Here is a 15,586-nt window from a genome sequence, read left to right as displayed (position 1 = left end):
AGCTTGGGAGCCACGTCCAAATGTCGCGCCAGAATCCCGCCATGCATAGCCTTCTCGAAACGCTCGACCTCGAGCGGCTGGAAATGCGCCTGTTCCGCGGCAAGAGCCCGCAGGTCGGCTGGCAGCGGGTGTTCGGCGGCCAGGTGGTCGGCCAGGCGCTCGTCGCCGCCACGCGCACGGTGGAGGAGGAGAACCGCTTCGTGCATTCGCTGCATGCCTATTTCGTGCGGCCGGGCGATCCTTCGGTGCCCATCATCTACGAGGTGGAGAACATCCGCGACGGCGGCTCCTTCGCCACGCGCCGCGTCGTCGCCATCCAGCACGACAAGCCGATCTACCTGATGACGGCGTCCTTCCAGGACGAGGAGGACGGCTTCGACCACCAGGCGCCGATGCCCGACGTGCCGCCGCCGGAAAAGCTGCTCGGCGAGGCGGAGCTGAAGGAGCAGTTCATGGCCGCCGCGTCGCCGCATATCCGCGCCTACTGGGAGCGCCCGCGGCCGATCGAGCTGCGGCCCGTTTCGCTCGCGCATTATCTTTCGACGGAGAAGCTGGAGCCGCACCAGGACATCTGGGTGCGCACGACCGGGCCGGTGCCGGCCGAGCGGCATCTCCAGGCGGCGGTGCTCGCCTATCTCTCCGACATGACGCTGCTCGATACCTCGCTCTTCGCGCATGGCACATCGGTGCTCGACCGCTCGCTGCAGGTGGCGAGCCTCGATCACGCCATGTGGTTCCACCGCCCGCCCGTTCTCGACGACTGGCTGCTCTACAGCCAGGACAGTCCCTCGGCCTTCGGCGGGCGCGGCATGACGCGCGGTGGAATTTTCACCCGCTCCGGCACGCTCATTGCCTCCGTCGCCCAGGAAGGGCTGATTCGGAAAAAGGCAACTGGCTAAAATTTACGCTTCTTCCAGTTAAGGGCTATTTTTTAGGCAATTGCTGTGGCCATTTTTTGCGCCGCAGCGCGATTTCCATTTTTATCCATTTTATTTCAATTGGTTAGATTGCGCGCTCGAATCTGGCACGCCCCTTGAATGTGTAGCTCCCAGTCGTTGTGGACATGTCGTTGCCAACGGCAAGGAGAGCGGCCCCGGCTGGGGACAAGCACGAAGGATGGGAAACCAGATGAAAATCGTAATGGCCATTATCAAGCCGTTCAAACTCGACGAGGTGCGCGAAGCCCTCACCGCCGTCGGCATCCAGGGCCTGACCGTGACCGAGGTGAAGGGTTACGGGCGCCAGAAGGGGCATACGGAAATCTACCGCGGCACCGAATATGCCGTCAGCTTCCTGCCGAAACTGAAGATCGAGATCGCCGTGCCCGTCGACGTCGCCGACAAGGCCGTCGAAGCGATCGCCTCGGCCGCCAAGACCGGCCAGATCGGCGACGGCAAGATCTTCGTCTACTCCATCGACCATGCCGTGCGCATCCGCACCGGCGAAACCGATTCCGAAGCCCTTTAAGCAAACGGCCTGTCAGGGAGCATTCTTAAATGTCGTCCAATTCGATTATCAACACACTTACCCGCGTCGGTATCGCTGCGACCGGCCTTTTGGCACCAGTGGCAGCCTTTGCCCAGGAAGCAACGGAAACGGCAACCGAGGCGGCACCGGCCGCAGCCGCGGCCGTGGTCAATTCCGGCGATACGGCCTGGATGCTGACCTCCACCGTCCTCGTGCTCTTCATGATCCTGCCGGGCCTCGCCCTGTTCTACGGCGGCCTCGTGCGCAGCAAGAACATGCTGTCCGTCCTCATGCAGTGCCTCGTCGTCTCCGCCGCGATCATGATCGTCTGGGTCGTCTACGGCTACAGCCTCGCCTTCTCCAACGGCGGCGGCCTCAACACCTTCGTCGGCGGCTTCGAAAAGCTGTTCCTTGCCGGCGTGACGCCGGACAGCGTCTCCGGCTCCATCCCGGAATACGTCTTCATCGCCTTCCAGATGACCTTCGCCTGCATCACGCCGGCGCTGATCGTCGGCGCCTTCGCCGAGCGCATCAAGTTCTCGGCCGTCGTGCTCTTCTGCATCCTCTGGGTCACCTTCGTCTACTTCCCGATGGCCCACATGGTCTGGTCGGGTGACGGCGCCCTGATGTGGGACTGGGGTGCGATCGACTTCGCAGGCGGCACCGTGGTCCACATCAATGCCGGCGTGGCCGGTCTCGTCGGCGCGCTCATGGTCGGCAAGCGTACCGGCTTCGGCAAGGACATGATGGCCCCGCATTCCATGACGCTCACCATGGTCGGCGCGTCGATGCTCTGGGTCGGCTGGTACGGCTTCAATGCGGGTTCGGCCGCCGCCGCCAATGGCGTGGCCGGTCTCGCCATGATCAACACCTTCACCGCAACGGCCGGTGCGGTCGTCGCCTGGTGCGTCATCGAAACCGTCGCCCGCGGCAAGGCCTCCATGCTGGGCGCGGCCTCCGGCGTCATCGCCGGCCTCGTCGCCGTCACGCCCGCTGCCGGCGCCGTCGGCCCGGTCGGCGCGATCGTCCTCGGCGCGATCGCCTCGGCGCTCTGCTACTTCTTCGTCTCCGTCGTGAAGAACAAGTTCGGCTATGACGACACCGCGGATGTCTTCGGCGTGCACGGCGTCGGCGGCATCGTCGGCGCCATCGGCTCGGGCATCTTCGCCGCGACCTCGCTGGGCGGCGTCGGCTATGCCGAAGGCATCACGATGGGCGCCCAGGTCTGGATCCAGATCAAGTCGGTCATCGTCACCATCCTGTGGTGCGGCATCGGCTCGGCGATCCTCTACAAGATCGTCGACATGATCATCGGCCTGCGCGTCACCGTCGAGGCCGAGCGCGAGGGTCTCGACCTCTCGTCCCACGGCGAAGCGGCCTACCACTCCTGAAGCGTTTCGCGGCGGCCCGGCGGGCCGCCGCACAACAGCCCGTCGCGGTCATGGGAAACCATGCCGCTCCTGGCCCGGACCTCGGTCCGGGCCCTTTTTCGTTTAGCGGGCAGAAACGAGGGCGCGGCACCGCATGGTTAACATGCCATTAAGGCTTCCTTCGTAGGGTTCGCAGTCAGGCACATCCGCGAATCATGCGGGTCGTTGCGATTTCCTTGTGTGGGCACGGGCTGGAACCATGAGCAGAAGCATTTCGGCAGGGCTGGACAACCGTCACGACCGTTTCGTTCTGTCGGCATTCGTCTTGCGGCAGATACAGGTCCTCGTCGGCCTCGGCATTTTCCTCGCCATCGCACTCGCCATCGCCGCGCTCTCCACCTGGAACGTCTCCGACCCCAGCCTCTCCTATGCCTCCAGCGGCGAGCCGAAGAACATCCTCGGCTATCCGGGCGCCGTCTTCGCCGATCTCTTCATGCAGTTCTTCGGGCTTGCCAGCGTCATCGCGCTGCTGCCGGTCGTCGCCTGGGGCATCGCGATGATCAGCGGCCGGCGCTTCCACCGCATACCCCAGCGGGCCGCTGCCTGGCTCGGCGGCGCGATCCTCGCCTCCGCCGCGCTCGCCTGCGTGCCCGGCCCGGTGACCTGGCCGCTGCCGACCGGCCTCGGCGGCGTCTTCGGCGACATGATCCTGCGCTTCCCCGCCCTCTTCACCGGCGCTTATCCCACCGGCATGTTCGCCACCGTCCTCGGCTGCATCATCGCGGTGCCCGCCGTCTGGCTGATGGTGTTCAGCGCCGGCCTCGTCGGCGCCGCCCCGGCCGATGACGAGGACGACTTCACGCCCGTGCAGGCGCAGAGCCGCAGCCGCGCCGTCGCCGGGGAAGACGACGAGGACGAGGAGCGCGAAGGCCCGCTCACCGTGCTTGCCGGCGCTGCGGCCCATGCCTGGTACACCGGCCAGGCGCGTATTCGCCGCATCTTCGGCCTTTCGAACCAGCGCCGAAAGGCACGCGGCATCGAGCAGCCCTACGATTTCAACGAGGACGAGTTCGGCACGCTCAACGAACCGGTGCGTGCCCGCGCTGCAAACCGCACGGCCGAGCGCGTCGAGCCTTCCATGGACGGCCGCCGCGCCGTTTCCGCCCAGCCCATCGCGCTTGACGACGACGACCTTCCTTTCGACACGGACGACGGGCCGCTTGCCCGGCCGAGCGGCATCCTGCAGGACGAGGATGCCGACGACATCGCCGCCGACTGGGCGCCGCGCCATGCGCCGGCCCGCCAGGCGGCGCCCGCCCCCGGTGCCCGCGTCGTCGCGCCCGCCGCCCGGCCGAAGCCGGGACAGCGCGCCGACCGCGAGGCGCAGACCTCCTTCGTCGGTCCCGATGGCTTCCAGCTTCCGCCGATCCACCTGCTCACCGAGCCGAAGGGCCAGGTGCGCGACGCGACGCTTTCGGCCGACGCGCTGGAGCAGAACGCCCGCATGCTGGAAGGCGTGCTGGAGGATTTCGGCGTCAAGGGCGAGATCATCCATGTACGTCCAGGCCCGGTCGTCACGCTCTACGAGCTGGAGCCGGCGCCCGGCATCAAGTCCTCCCGCGTCATCGGCCTTGCCGACGACATCGCCCGCTCGATGAGCGCGATCGCCGCGCGCGTCGCCGTCGTGCCGGGCCGCAACGCCATCGGCATCGAGCTGCCGAACCAGAGCCGCGAGACCGTCTTCCTGCGCGAGCTCATCGCCAGCCGCGATTTCGAGACCTCGAAGGCCCGCCTTGCCATGGCGCTCGGCAAGACGATCGGCGGCGAGCCGGTCATTACCGACATCGCCAAGATGCCGCACCTGCTCGTTGCCGGCACCACCGGCTCGGGCAAGTCGGTCGCCATCAACACCATGATCCTTTCGCTGCTCTACCGCCTCAAGCCGGAACAGTGCCGCCTGATCATGATCGACCCGAAGATGCTGGAACTCTCCGTCTATGACGGCATCCCGCATCTCCTCTCCCCCGTCGTCACCGATCCGAAGAAGGCCGTCGTCGCCCTCAAGTGGACGGTGCGCGAGATGGAGGAGCGCTACAAGAAGATGTCGAAGATCGGCGTGCGCAACATCGACGGCTTCAACAGCCGCGTCGAGCAGGCGCTCGCCAAGGGCGAGACGATCACCCGCACCGTGCAGACCGGCTTCGACCGCCAGACCGGCGAGGCGGTCTACGAGACGGAGGAATTCGACCTCCAGCCGATGCCCTATATCGTCGTCATCATCGACGAGATGGCCGACCTGATGATGGTCGCCGGCAAGGATATCGAAGGCGCCGTGCAGCGGCTCGCCCAGATGGCGCGCGCCGCCGGCATCCATGTCATCATGGCGACGCAGCGTCCCTCGGTCGACGTCATCACCGGCACGATCAAGGCGAACTTCCCGACGCGCATCTCCTTCCAGGTGACCTCGAAGATCGACAGCCGCACCATCCTCGGCGAGCAGGGCGCCGAACAGCTCCTCGGCATGGGCGACATGCTCTACATGGCCGGCGGCGGGCGGATCCAGCGCGTGCACGGGCCGTTCGTCTCCGACCACGAGGTCGAGGCCGTCGTGGCGCATCTGAAGACTCAAGGGTCGCCGCAATATCTCGACGCCATCACCGAGGACGACGACGAGGACGGCGAGGGCGGCGGCGGGCCGGCCGGCACCGCGAACCTCGACGATTCGGACGATCCCTATGACCAGGCGGTGGCCGTGGTGCTGCGCGACGGCAAGGCCTCCACCTCCTATATCCAGCGCCGCCTCGGCATCGGCTACAACCGCGCCGCCTCGCTGATCGAGCGCATGGAGAAGGAGGGCCTGATCGGCCCCGCCAACCACGCCGGCAAGCGCGAGATCCTCGTGCCGACGGAAGATGAAATTTCGGGACGATGACCGGGAACGCGCGGCCTTCTGCGGCGTTTCCGCCGGCAAGTCCCGCGCCAAATCTGCGGCCCGCGGCCCGCGCCATTATGGCGCCGCGTTTGGCTCGCATGACAAACGCATGAAGGAGACCGATATGACCCGATCCGCAAAAGGCCGCGCGACCGCCTCCATGACTCGCCGCGGCTTCACCAGCCTCGTGGCCGTCGCGCTCGCAGCCGGCCTTTCGGTGCTTTCCCCCGTCGAGGCTTCCGCGCAGGCGAGCGGCACCGCGCAGAAGATCGCCGACCACTTCGCCTCGGTGAAGACCATGATGGGCGAATTCGTGCAGTTCGGCCCGCGCGGCGAGCAGACCGGCGGCAAGTTCTATATCGACCGTCCCGGCAAGATCCGCTTCAACTACGAGGATCCCTCACCGATGCGCGTGATCGCCGACGGCAAGTCGGTCGTCATCGGCAACCGCAAGCTCAAGACCTGGGACATCTACCCGCTCTCCAAGACGCCGCTGAACCTCCTGCTCGGCAACAGGATCGACCTTTCCACCAAGATGGTGCGCGGCGTGAAGGAGGAGGCGGACCTGACGACGATCGTGCTCGGCGACAAGAACATGTTCGGCGATTCGACCATCACCATGATGTTCGACCCCAAGACCTATGACCTGCGCCAGTGGACGATCACAGACGCGCAGGGCAAGGATACCTCCGTGATGATCTTCAACGTCAAGACCGGCGTGCCGCTCGACGACAAGGTCTTCGCGATCCCCTACGACGAGATCCGCAACCGCGGTGCCCGGTGATTCCAGCGCGCTTGCGCCTGGAAGCTTCCATTTTTCGCCCGCCGTTGCCGTAAAACCGCTGCAAGCTTTCGCGCAACGTGCTTTAAGACACCCCGACCGGCCCGGACGACGGGCCGGACGATTTTTCGGGGACTGGCATGGCACTTTCGATCGCGACCTGGAACATAAACTCCGTGCGGCTGCGCATGCCGCTCGTCGAGCATTTCCTCAAGACCTATTCGCCTGACGTCCTGTGCTTGCAGGAGACGAAGTGCCCGAACGGCCAGTTTCCCTCCAAGCCGCTGAAGGCGCTCGGCTACGAACATATCGTCATGCATGGCCAGAAGGGCTATCACGGCGTCGCCACCGTCTCCCGCCTGCCGCTGACGGAACTCGTCGAGCGGCGCGACTATTGCGGCGTCGGCGATGCGCGGCATGTCTCGGTGGTCTTCCACCACCGCGGCAAGTCGATCCGCCTGCACAATTTCTATGTGCCGGCCGGCGGCGACGAGCCGGATCGCGCGGTCAACCCGAAATTCGGCCACAAGCTCGATTTCATCGAGGAGATGAAACTGCTGCACGCGGAAGCGGAGGCCGGCATCTCCTCCATCCTCGTCGGCGACCTCAACATCGCGCCGCTGGAGCATGACGTCTGGTCGCACAAGCAGCTCCTGAAGATCGTCAGCCACACGCCCATCGAGACCGAAGGCCTGATCGACGTGATGACGAAGGGCGCCTGGGTGGACCTGATGCGCCGCAAGGTGCCGGCGGAGGAAAAGCTCTATACGTGGTGGAGCTACCGCTCGGCCGACTGGCAGGCCGCCAACAAGGGCCGCCGCCTCGACCACATCTGGTCCTCCGCCGACCTCGATCCGCACCTCACCGGCATTTCGGTGATCCGCGAGGCCCGCGGCTGGGAACGGCCGTCCGACCATGTGCCGGTCATCGCGGAATTCGATTTCTGAGGGTGATTGCGGGAGTAGCATCCTTGCCGCAACGATAGTCGCTTGCGGATGCTGCCCCTCATCCGGCCTTGCCGGCCACCTTCTCCTTGGCTGCGGGGGGAAGGGGATATGCCGCGCCGTTTTCCCCAATCAGCAACCGTTCGTGGGGCACGTCCCCTCTCCCCGCTTGCGGGAGAGGGTTAGGGTGAGGGGCCAATCCAGCCCGCTGCGGAGCTTCAGGCAAACCGCCCCGCCAGCCCCCGCATCCGGGTGATCATCGCCGCAAGGTTCTCGCGGATGCGCGCATCGACCAGCACGGCGACGTCAGGATATTCCTCCAGCATGCGGCGGAAGAGCGGGCGGTTGATGCGGATGACCTCGCTGTCCTCCAGCGCCACCGCCGTATATTTCCGCTCGACGGCGGAGATCATCGCGAGCTCGGAGAGCAGCGTGCCGGCCGTGGCCGTGCCCTCCTCGCGCATCGTGCCGTCGCGAAGCGTCGCGGTCAGCAGGAACGACCCGTCGGCGACGACGAAGCCGCAGTCGGCCGAGGTGCCTTCGCGAAACAGCGTCTGCCCCTCCACCAGCCGCCGGCGCTCGGCGCCGAAGGCCATCAGCCGCAGCTTGTCGTCGGAAAGACCGGCGAAGAGCGGCACGCGGGAGAGAAGGGCGATGTCGTCGCTGAGAGCCACGTCGGGCGCTCCTTACTGATTACGGTACGATCTTGTACCCGCCGTTCTCTGTCACGAGAATCTCCGCATTGGAAGGGTCCCGCTCGATCTTCTGGCGAAGACGATAGACATGGGTCTCCAGCGTATGGGTCGTGACGCCGGAATTGTAGCCCCAGACCTCTTCGAGAAGCACGTCGCGCGTCACCACCTTCTGGTCGGCGCGGTAGAGATAGCGGATGATCGCCGCCTCCTTCTCGGTGAGGCGGATCTTCTGGCCATTCTCCAGCGTCAGCAGCTTCTGGCCGGGCTTGAACGTATAGGGGCCGACGGTGAAGGTGGCGTCCTCGCTGCTCTCGTGCTGGCGGAGCTGCGCGCGGATGCGCGCGAGCAGCACGGCGAAGCGGAAGGGCTTGGTCACATAATCGTTGGCGCCGGCTTCCAGGCCAAGGATCGTGTCAGAATCGGTGTCGTGGCCCGTCAGCATGATGATCGGCGCCTTGAAGCCACCCTTGCGCAAGAGCTTCACCGCCTCGCGGCCATCCATGTCGGGCAGGCCGACATCCATGATGAGTAGGTCGATCTGGTTGCTGCGCGCCGTCTGGATGCCCTTGCCGGCGGTTGTTTCCTCGAGCGTCGCGAATTCCTCGTAGAGCGAAAGCTGCTCGACGAGCGTCTCGCGAAGATCGTTGTCGTCGTCGACAAGAAGGATGGTGCGGGATGTCATGCTTTACCTCTCGGCATTCCTCTGGAAAGTAAGGGAACTGGCGCTTTTGGCAAGCCCGCCTGTGGCTTAGCCGATCAGGTTGCCGCATGGCGCGAATATGGCGGACGGAAATGAACCGGATCACATCTCCTGAACATTGCGTGAAGACGATCCTCGTGCGCCCCGCGCCGGGCAGCAAGACCCGCGCCATCGTGCAGGTGGGGCCGCCGCGCATTCCCGCCGCCATCGGCCGCTCGGGCCGCACGAGCCGCAAGCGAGAGGGGGACGGCGCGACCCCCATCGCGGCGATGCCGCTCCTTTCCGGCTTTACGCGCGGCGACCGCCTCTCCCTGCCGAGGACCGCGCTTCCGATGAAGCGCATCCGCCCGTCCATGCTCTGGTGCGATGAACCGAAGCATCCGAGCTACAACAGGCCCGTCGACGCACCCTTCAGGCCGAGCCACGAGGAACTGGCGCGCAAGGACGAACTCTACGACATCTGCCTCGTGCTCGACTGGAACGTGACCACGCGCAGGCGCAATGCCGGCTCGGCTATCTTCTTCCACCTCATCCGCCCCGGCTACGAGCCGACGGCGGGGTGTGTCGCCATCGCCCGGCGCGACATGCTGCGCATCCTTCCCTATCTCCGGCGGGGAACCGTCCTCCGTGTTCTTTGAAATGACGTGTGGCGCGCCTATATCAGCCTCGACCGTCGCCGGGCTGCAAGGCGCCACGGGAAGCCCTTCGGGTTCAAGCACGCCATCCCTTTTCATGGAGACATTCTGATGAGCGAACAACCGACAATCCTGTTTCACGACGGCAACAGCATTCCCCAGGTCGGCCTCGGCGTCTGGCAGACCCCGAACGAGACGGCCGTGACCGCCGTCAAGGCGGCGCTCGCCACCGGCTACCGCCATGTCGACACGGCGGCGATCTACGAGAACGAGGAAGGCGTCGGCGAGGGCATCCGCGCCTCCGGCGTCGCCCGCTCCGAAATCTTCCTCACGACGAAGCTCTGGAATTCCGATCAGGGTTACGACGCGACGCTGAAGGCCTTCGATGCCAGCCTCAAGCGCCTCGGCACCGACTATGTCGACCTCTACCTCATCCACTGGCCGGCGCCGAAGCGCGACCAGTATGTGGCGACCTGGAAGGCCTTCATCCAGCTCCAGAAGGAAGGCCGCGCCCGCTCCATCGGCGTCTCCAACTTCTATCCCGAGCACCTTCAGCGCCTGATCGACGAAACGGGCGTGACCCCCGTCATCAACCAGATCGAGCTGCATCCGGACTTCCCGCAGAAGGAGGCCCGCGCCTATCACGACAAGCACCGCATCGTCACCCAGTCCTGGAGCCCGCTCGGCCAGGGCACGCTGCTGGAAAACCCGGTCGTCGCCAGGGTCGCGGCAAAACACGGCCGCACGCCCGCGCAGGTCATCACCCGCTGGCACATCGACAACGGGCTGGTGGTCATCCCGAAATCGGTGACGCCCTCGCGTATCGCCGAGAACTTCAAGGTCTTCGACTTCAAGCTCGACGACGAGGACATGGCGACCTTCGCGACGCTGGAAAAGGACGGCAGGCGCATCGGGCCGGACCCGATGACGGCGACGTTCTGAGGCGGCAAAAGGAGAGACCTTGGCCACCCTTCAGGCTGCTGACAAAGTGTGAAAACCTCTCTTCCGTCATGCTCGGGCCTGTCCCGAGCATCTGCAACGTCTCGATTTTTCAATGCGTTGGCGGATCCTCGGCACAAGGCCGAGGATGACGGCGGCGGGTGACGCGAGGTTTGCAAACAAGCTGAAGGTGGCCTTGGCCAATCTTTCCATCATGTCTGAGACGTCCATGTCTTTTAGGGGAGCGTCTTCGGCGTGATGAAGGATTCGAGGCGGCCCTTGCCGGGTCCGGCTTCGACCCAGCGCTCGATGTCCAGTGCAATCACGGCAAGACCAGCCGTTGGGAATTTCATCCTTAGCCGGCTAATCGCATCGGCATCCCCGAAAGGCGCAAGCAGCCTTGCCAGTTCTTCGAAGCCGGGATTGTGGCCGATGACGAGCAGCCATTCGCTTTCCGCCGATGCGTCATGGATCGCCGAGAGGATGGCCTCGGGCTCGGCCTCGTAGATCGACGGCACCGTGCGGGCGCGGCATGGCTTCGCGAGCGCCGGTTCCACCAGCGCCCATGTCTCCTGCGTGCGCCGTGCGGAGGAGATCAACACGAAATCCGGCTGGAGGCCCGCCGCGGCCATGTAGGCGCCCATGCGGGGAGCGTCGCGTCGGCCGCGGTCGGCGAGGGGGCGGTCGTGGTCGGGGATGCCGTCCGGCCAGGCGGACTTGGCGTGGCGGAGCAGGAGAAGTTGCTTCATGGGTGTTCTCCTCAAAGGAAAAGGCCGGGAGCACGCTCCCGGCCTCAGACTGCTGACCAAGTGTGAAACCCTCTCTTCCGTCATGCTCGGGCCTGTCCCGAGCATCCACAACGTCTCGATTTCCAATACGTTCGCGGATCCTCGGCACAAGGCCGAGGATGACGGCGGTGGGTGAGGCGAGGTTTGTCAACAAACTGACGCCGGGAGCGTACTCCCGGCCTTCCAGCATATCGGCAAACGCCTGGGCTTACTGCCAGTCGCGAATATCCACGAAATGACCGGCAATGGCGGCGGCGGCGGCCATGGCGGGGGAGACGAGGTGGGTGCGGCCCTTGAAGCCCTGGCGGCCCTCGAAGTTGCGGTTCGAGGTGGAGGCGCAGCGCTCGCCCGGCTTCAGGCGGTCGTCGTTCATGGCAAGGCACATGGAGCAGCCCGGCTCGCGCCAGTCGAAGCCGGCTTCCTTGAAGATCCTGTCGAGGCCTTCCCGCTCGGCCTGCTCCTTCACGAGGCCGGAGCCCGGGACGATCATGGCATCGACGGTGGAGGCCACCTTCTTGCCCTCGACGACGGCGGCAACGGCGCGGAGGTCCTCGATGCGGCCGTTGGTGCACGAGCCGATGAAGACGCGGTCGATGGCGATGTCGGTGATCTTCGTGCCCGGCTTCAGGCCCATATAGTCAAGGGCGCGCCACTTGGACGACCGCTTGGTCTCGTCCTCGATATCGTCCGGGTTCGGCACGACGCCCTCAACGGAGACGACGTCTTCCGGCGAGGAGCCCCAGGAAACGATCGGCGGCAGGTTGGCGGCATCCAGCACGACGACGCGGTCGAAATGCGCACCGTCTTCCGTGTAAAGCGTCTTCCAGTATTCGAGCGCCATTTCCAGCGCCTTGCCCTTCGGCGCGCGCGGCTTGTCCTTGATGTATTCGAAGGTCGTCTCGTCCGGCGCGATGAGGCCGGCGCGCGCGCCGCCCTCGATCGTCATGTTGCAGATCGTCATGCGGCCTTCCATCGACAGCGAGCGGATCGCTTCGCCGGCGAACTCGATGACGTGGCCGGTGCCGCCGGCCGTGCCGATCTCGCCGATGATGGCGAGGATGATGTCCTTGGCCGTCACGCCTTCGGGAAGCTTCCCGTCGACGCGCACCAGCATGTTCTTCGCCTTCTTCTGGATCAGCGTCTGGGTGGCCAGAACGTGTTCCACCTCGGACGTGCCGATGCCGTGCGCCAGCGCGCCGAAGGCGCCGTGCGTGGAGGTGTGGCTGTCGCCGCAGACGATGGTCATGCCGGGCAGGGTAAAGCCCTGTTCGGGGCCGACGATGTGCACGATGCCCTGGCGGACATCCTTTTCCGAATAGTATTCGACGCCGAATTCCGCGGCATTGTTGGCGAGCGCCTCGACCTGGATGCGGCTCTCCTCGTTCTTGATGCCCTGGTGGCGATCCGGCGAGGTGGGGACGTTATGGTCGACGACGGCGAGCGTCTTCTCCGGCGCGCGGACCTTGCGGCCGGCCATGCGCAGGCCTTCGAAAGCCTGGGGAGACGTCACTTCGTGAACGAGGTGACGGTCGATGTAGAGAAGACAGGTGCCGTCTTCCTGGCGGCTGACGATGTGGTCGTCGAAAATCTTGTCGTAGAGGGTACGGGGTGCGCTCATGGCTCTTCATCCGCTGGCATGTTGATGGGGTCTGGAAGTCCGCAGCGCGTGGCTGGCGGGATCGCGTGTATCAGAACAGGCGATCAGGATAGGCGGCTGATGAGCGCCCCGAACACACGCGCAAAGAAGCGTGCCGGCAGGCGCTTGTGATCCTGCAGCACGACGACATGCTTTTCCGTGCATCCGAACTTGGATTCCATGAACCCGCATATAGCGATTTTTGCGCGTTTCGGCAATTGCGAAGAATCAAGGCGCGATGCCGCGCCGCAGCCGCTTTTCCAGCGCCCGGAGCGCCAGCGAAAGGCCGATGGTCAGGAAGAGATAGACATAGGCGACGATGGAGTAGGTTTCGAAGAAGCGGAAGGAGCCGGAGGCGTAGACCTTGCCCATCTGCGTGATGTCGGCGACGCCGAGCACGGAGACGAGCGAGGAGTCCTTCACCATCGCCACGAAGTCATTGCCGAGCGGCGGAAGGATGACGCGGATCGCCTGCGGGAAGACGACGAGGCGGAAGCGCTGGAAGCGCGAGAGGCCAAGGGCCTTGGCCGCCTCGACCTGCCCCTTGTCGACGGACTGGATGCCCGCGCGAAAAACCTCGGCGATGAAGGCGGAATAGCCGATCATCAGCGCGATGATCGCCCGCCACATCAGGGAAAGGTCGCGGACCTGCACGGGTTCCATGAAGCCGGCGGAAACCAGCGGACCGACGATGAAATTGATGATCGCCACGAGCGCCGGGGCGCCGACGAAGGCGATATAGAACAGGAGCACGAGGATCGGCACGCCACGGATCACCTCCGTGTAGAAGCGCGCGACCTGGCGCAGCACCTTGCTTTCGGAGAGCGCCATCAGCGCGACGCCAAGGCCGAGCACGGTGGCGAGCAGGAAGGCGACGAGAGTCACGAAGATCGTGACCCACAATCCCTTCAGCACCACGCCGAAAACCTGGCGGTAGAGATCGTTCGCGACGATGACGCCGGCAAGCGCCAGCGCGACGACGGCGAGAGCGACCAGCCACCAGGGATAGTCGCCCTTCGCCGCACCGGGGGAAACGGGAGCCATGGCCGCCCGTTACTCTCCCATCTTGTAGTCGAGGAACCACTTCTTGTTGAGCGCGTCCACCGTACCGTCGGCCTTCAGCGCGGCGATCGCCGCGTTGACCGGGGCGACGAGGTCGGAGCCCTTCGGGAAGATGAAGCCGAAATCCTCCGTGCCGAGCGGTTCACCGACCACCTTGAGCTTGCCGCCCGAGGCATCGACATAGCCCTTGGCCGCGACGCTGTCGGTCAGGACGAGATCGACGTCGCCGGCCTGCAGCGCCTGTACGGTCGCGCCGAAGGTCTCGAACAGCTTGATGCGTGGGTTCTGCTCGTTGCCGTCGAGGATCTCGTAGACGGCGGTGTAGAAGGGCGAAGTGCCCGGCTGGGCGGCGATCAGACCGTCCTTGAGCGCGGCGAAGCTCTTGGCGTCGGAAAAGCGGCTCTCGTCGGCGCGCACCAGCATGAACTGCTGCGAGCGCATGTAGGGATCGGAGAAGTCGACCTTCTCCTTGCGGTCGTCCTTGATGGTGATGCCGGTCATGCCGATATTGTACTGGTTGTCGGAGACGGCCTGGATCATCGCGTCCCAGGAAGTGTTCTGGTACTCGACCTTGAAGTTCAGGCGCTTGGCGATCTCGTTCATCGCGTCATATTCCCAGCCGATCTGCTCGCCGCTCTTGGGATCGACGAATTGCAGCGGCGGATAGGCGTTTTCCGTGACGACGACGACGGTCTTGCCGCCGAGGTCGGGAAGGTCCGAGGCAAAGGCGATGGCGGGCATGAGGGCGGCGGCGGCAAGGCCTGCAAGAACGGCGCGGCGGGAAAACATCGAAATATGCTCCTGGATTGTGGCGGCGAAACACTGTCACAGGTGCAGGGCGGCAGGCAAGCATGCCGCTTGCGCGCAAAGGCTTTTCCGTAAAACAAAAAGCCGCCGGCAGGCGCCGACGGCTTTCATGACTTGATGCGCGGCCGGATTATTCGGCGGCGGCTTCCGCAGCCTTTGCGGCTTCGGCAGCTTCAGCGGCGGCCTTCTCGGCGGCGAGCGCCTGGGCGGCTGCGACCTTCTCGGCTTCCAGACGTGCCTTTTCCTCGGCGATTGCCTGGCGCTCGGCGTCGTTCAGCTTGCGGGCGCGCGTGCCGGTGTTCTCGACGATACGGGCCGACTTGCCGCGACGATCGCGCAGGTAGTAGAGCTTGGCGCGACGGACCTTGCCGCGGCGCACGACGTCGACGCTTTCGACGAGCGGCGAGTAGATCGGGAAGACGCGCTCGACGCCTTCGCCGTAGGAAATCTTGCGAACGGTGAAGCTCTCGTTGATGCCGCCGCCGGAACGGGCGATGCAGACGCCTTCATAGGCCTGCACGCGGGTACGGGTGCCTTCCGTGACGCGCACGTTGACGCGGACGGTGTCGCCCGGGGAGAATTCCGGGAGCTGGCGCTTGGCTTCGATCTTGGCGGCCTGTTCGGCTTCGAGCTGCTGGATGATGTTCATCGGTCTAACCTTCGGTTCTTCTGAAACAGCCAGAGCGCTCGACGGTGGCCTTCGAGGTCATGCCTCTCGGGTTGGTCCGTTGCCGGACGGAGCGGATTCGCCATTCTTTGCTTGCAGGTCGGCTGGGTAATCCCAAATCCGTGCGGGCCAATACACCAAACGAGGCGGCTTGTCATCCCCT

General features: G+C 65.1%; 16 protein-coding genes. 9 read left to right on the top strand and 7 right to left on the bottom strand.

What is annotated here, in order from left to right:
- The first annotated feature begins 20 nt into the window (after positions 1 to 20).
- The 6 genes from tesB to L0976_RS11985 all read left to right on the top strand — a co-directional run bounded on the left by tesB (position 21) and on the right by L0976_RS11985 (position 7,497).
- The gene (gene tesB, locus L0976_RS12010) at positions 21 to 899 is read left to right on the top strand and encodes an acyl-CoA thioesterase II (RefSeq protein WP_203316811.1); all 879 of its coding nucleotides are present in this window, start codon (positions 21 to 23) and stop codon (positions 897 to 899) included.
- Between the two features lie 229 nt (positions 900 to 1,128).
- On the top strand, positions 1,129 to 1,467 hold the full coding sequence (locus L0976_RS12005; RefSeq protein WP_203316810.1) for a P-II family nitrogen regulator: 339 nt from the start codon (positions 1,129 to 1,131) through the stop codon (positions 1,465 to 1,467).
- Between the two features lie 29 nt (positions 1,468 to 1,496).
- Positions 1,497 to 2,858 carry an ammonium transporter gene (locus tag L0976_RS12000; protein ID WP_234187510.1) on the top strand — a complete coding sequence of 454 codons (1,362 nt, stop codon included), beginning with the start codon at positions 1,497 to 1,499 and terminating at the stop codon, positions 2,856 to 2,858.
- Positions 2,859 to 3,096: 238 nt separating this feature from the next.
- Entirely contained in the window at positions 3,097 to 5,769 is a 2,673-nt protein-coding gene (locus L0976_RS11995; RefSeq protein WP_234187509.1) for a DNA translocase FtsK, read from the top strand.
- 124 nt (positions 5,770 to 5,893) lie between these two features.
- Positions 5,894 to 6,553: an outer membrane lipoprotein carrier protein LolA gene (locus L0976_RS11990; RefSeq protein WP_234187508.1), complete on the top strand. Its 660-nt coding sequence runs from the start codon at positions 5,894 to 5,896 to the stop codon at positions 6,551 to 6,553.
- A gap of 137 nt (positions 6,554 to 6,690) precedes the next feature.
- Entirely contained in the window at positions 6,691 to 7,497 is an 807-nt protein-coding gene (locus tag L0976_RS11985; protein WP_234187506.1) for an exodeoxyribonuclease III, read from the top strand.
- 215 nt (positions 7,498 to 7,712) lie between these two features.
- Here L0976_RS11985 and L0976_RS11980 read toward each other — a convergent pair whose 3' ends face one another.
- On the bottom strand, positions 7,713 to 8,168 hold the full coding sequence (locus L0976_RS11980; protein ID WP_203316805.1) for a cyclic nucleotide-binding domain-containing protein: 456 nt from the start codon (positions 8,166 to 8,168) through the stop codon (positions 7,713 to 7,715).
- Positions 8,169 to 8,187: 19 nt separating this feature from the next.
- Positions 8,188 to 8,871 (bottom strand): response regulator transcription factor, encoded by a 684-nt coding sequence (locus L0976_RS11975; protein ID WP_119257820.1) that lies wholly within the window; start codon positions 8,869 to 8,871, stop codon positions 8,188 to 8,190.
- A 110-nt stretch (positions 8,872 to 8,981) separates the two neighbouring features.
- Between L0976_RS11975 and L0976_RS11970 the strand changes: the two genes are divergently transcribed.
- Positions 8,982 to 9,527: a L,D-transpeptidase gene (locus L0976_RS11970; protein ID WP_234187504.1), complete on the top strand. Its 546-nt coding sequence runs from the start codon at positions 8,982 to 8,984 to the stop codon at positions 9,525 to 9,527.
- 108 nt (positions 9,528 to 9,635) lie between these two features.
- On the top strand, positions 9,636 to 10,466 hold the full coding sequence (locus tag L0976_RS11965) for an aldo/keto reductase (protein ID WP_234187502.1): 831 nt from the start codon (positions 9,636 to 9,638) through the stop codon (positions 10,464 to 10,466).
- 233 nt (positions 10,467 to 10,699) lie between these two features.
- Here the strand turns inward: L0976_RS11965 and L0976_RS11960 are convergent, their stop codons facing one another.
- Positions 10,700 to 11,212 carry a histidine phosphatase family protein gene (locus tag L0976_RS11960; RefSeq protein ID WP_234187500.1) on the bottom strand — a complete coding sequence of 171 codons (513 nt, stop codon included), beginning with the start codon at positions 11,210 to 11,212 and terminating at the stop codon, positions 10,700 to 10,702.
- Between L0976_RS11960 and L0976_RS11955 the strand changes: the two genes are divergently transcribed.
- The gene (locus L0976_RS11955) at positions 11,211 to 11,387 is read left to right on the top strand and encodes a hypothetical protein (protein ID WP_234187499.1); all 177 of its coding nucleotides are present in this window, start codon (positions 11,211 to 11,213) and stop codon (positions 11,385 to 11,387) included. The two genes, L0976_RS11960 and L0976_RS11955, sit on opposite strands and share 2 nt — an antisense overlap.
- Before the next feature lie 72 nt (positions 11,388 to 11,459).
- Here the strand turns inward: L0976_RS11955 and leuC are convergent, their stop codons facing one another.
- The 4 genes from leuC to rplS all read right to left on the bottom strand — a co-directional run bounded on the left by leuC (position 11,460) and on the right by rplS (position 15,405).
- Positions 11,460 to 12,869 carry a 3-isopropylmalate dehydratase large subunit gene (gene leuC / locus L0976_RS11950; RefSeq protein ID WP_234187497.1) on the bottom strand — a complete coding sequence of 470 codons (1,410 nt, stop codon included), beginning with the start codon at positions 12,867 to 12,869 and terminating at the stop codon, positions 11,460 to 11,462.
- 246 nt (positions 12,870 to 13,115) lie between these two features.
- Positions 13,116 to 13,931, bottom strand: coding sequence for an amino acid ABC transporter permease (locus tag L0976_RS11945; RefSeq protein WP_234187496.1), 816 nt, complete (start codon positions 13,929 to 13,931; stop codon positions 13,116 to 13,118).
- Between the two features lie 9 nt (positions 13,932 to 13,940).
- Complete coding sequence (locus L0976_RS11940; protein WP_234187495.1) at positions 13,941 to 14,738, bottom strand: basic amino acid ABC transporter substrate-binding protein; 798 nt, start codon at positions 14,736 to 14,738, stop codon at positions 13,941 to 13,943.
- A gap of 148 nt (positions 14,739 to 14,886) precedes the next feature.
- Positions 14,887 to 15,405, bottom strand: a complete 519-nt coding sequence (gene rplS / locus L0976_RS11935) for a 50S ribosomal protein L19 (protein WP_203316797.1) — start codon at positions 15,403 to 15,405, stop codon at positions 14,887 to 14,889.
- Positions 15,406 to 15,586 lie beyond the last annotated feature (181 nt).

Source organism: Shinella sp. NM-101 (assembly GCF_021401195.1).
GTDB lineage: Bacteria > Pseudomonadota > Alphaproteobacteria > Rhizobiales > Rhizobiaceae > Shinella.
This window is presented reverse-complemented; position numbering and strand designations above follow the sequence as displayed.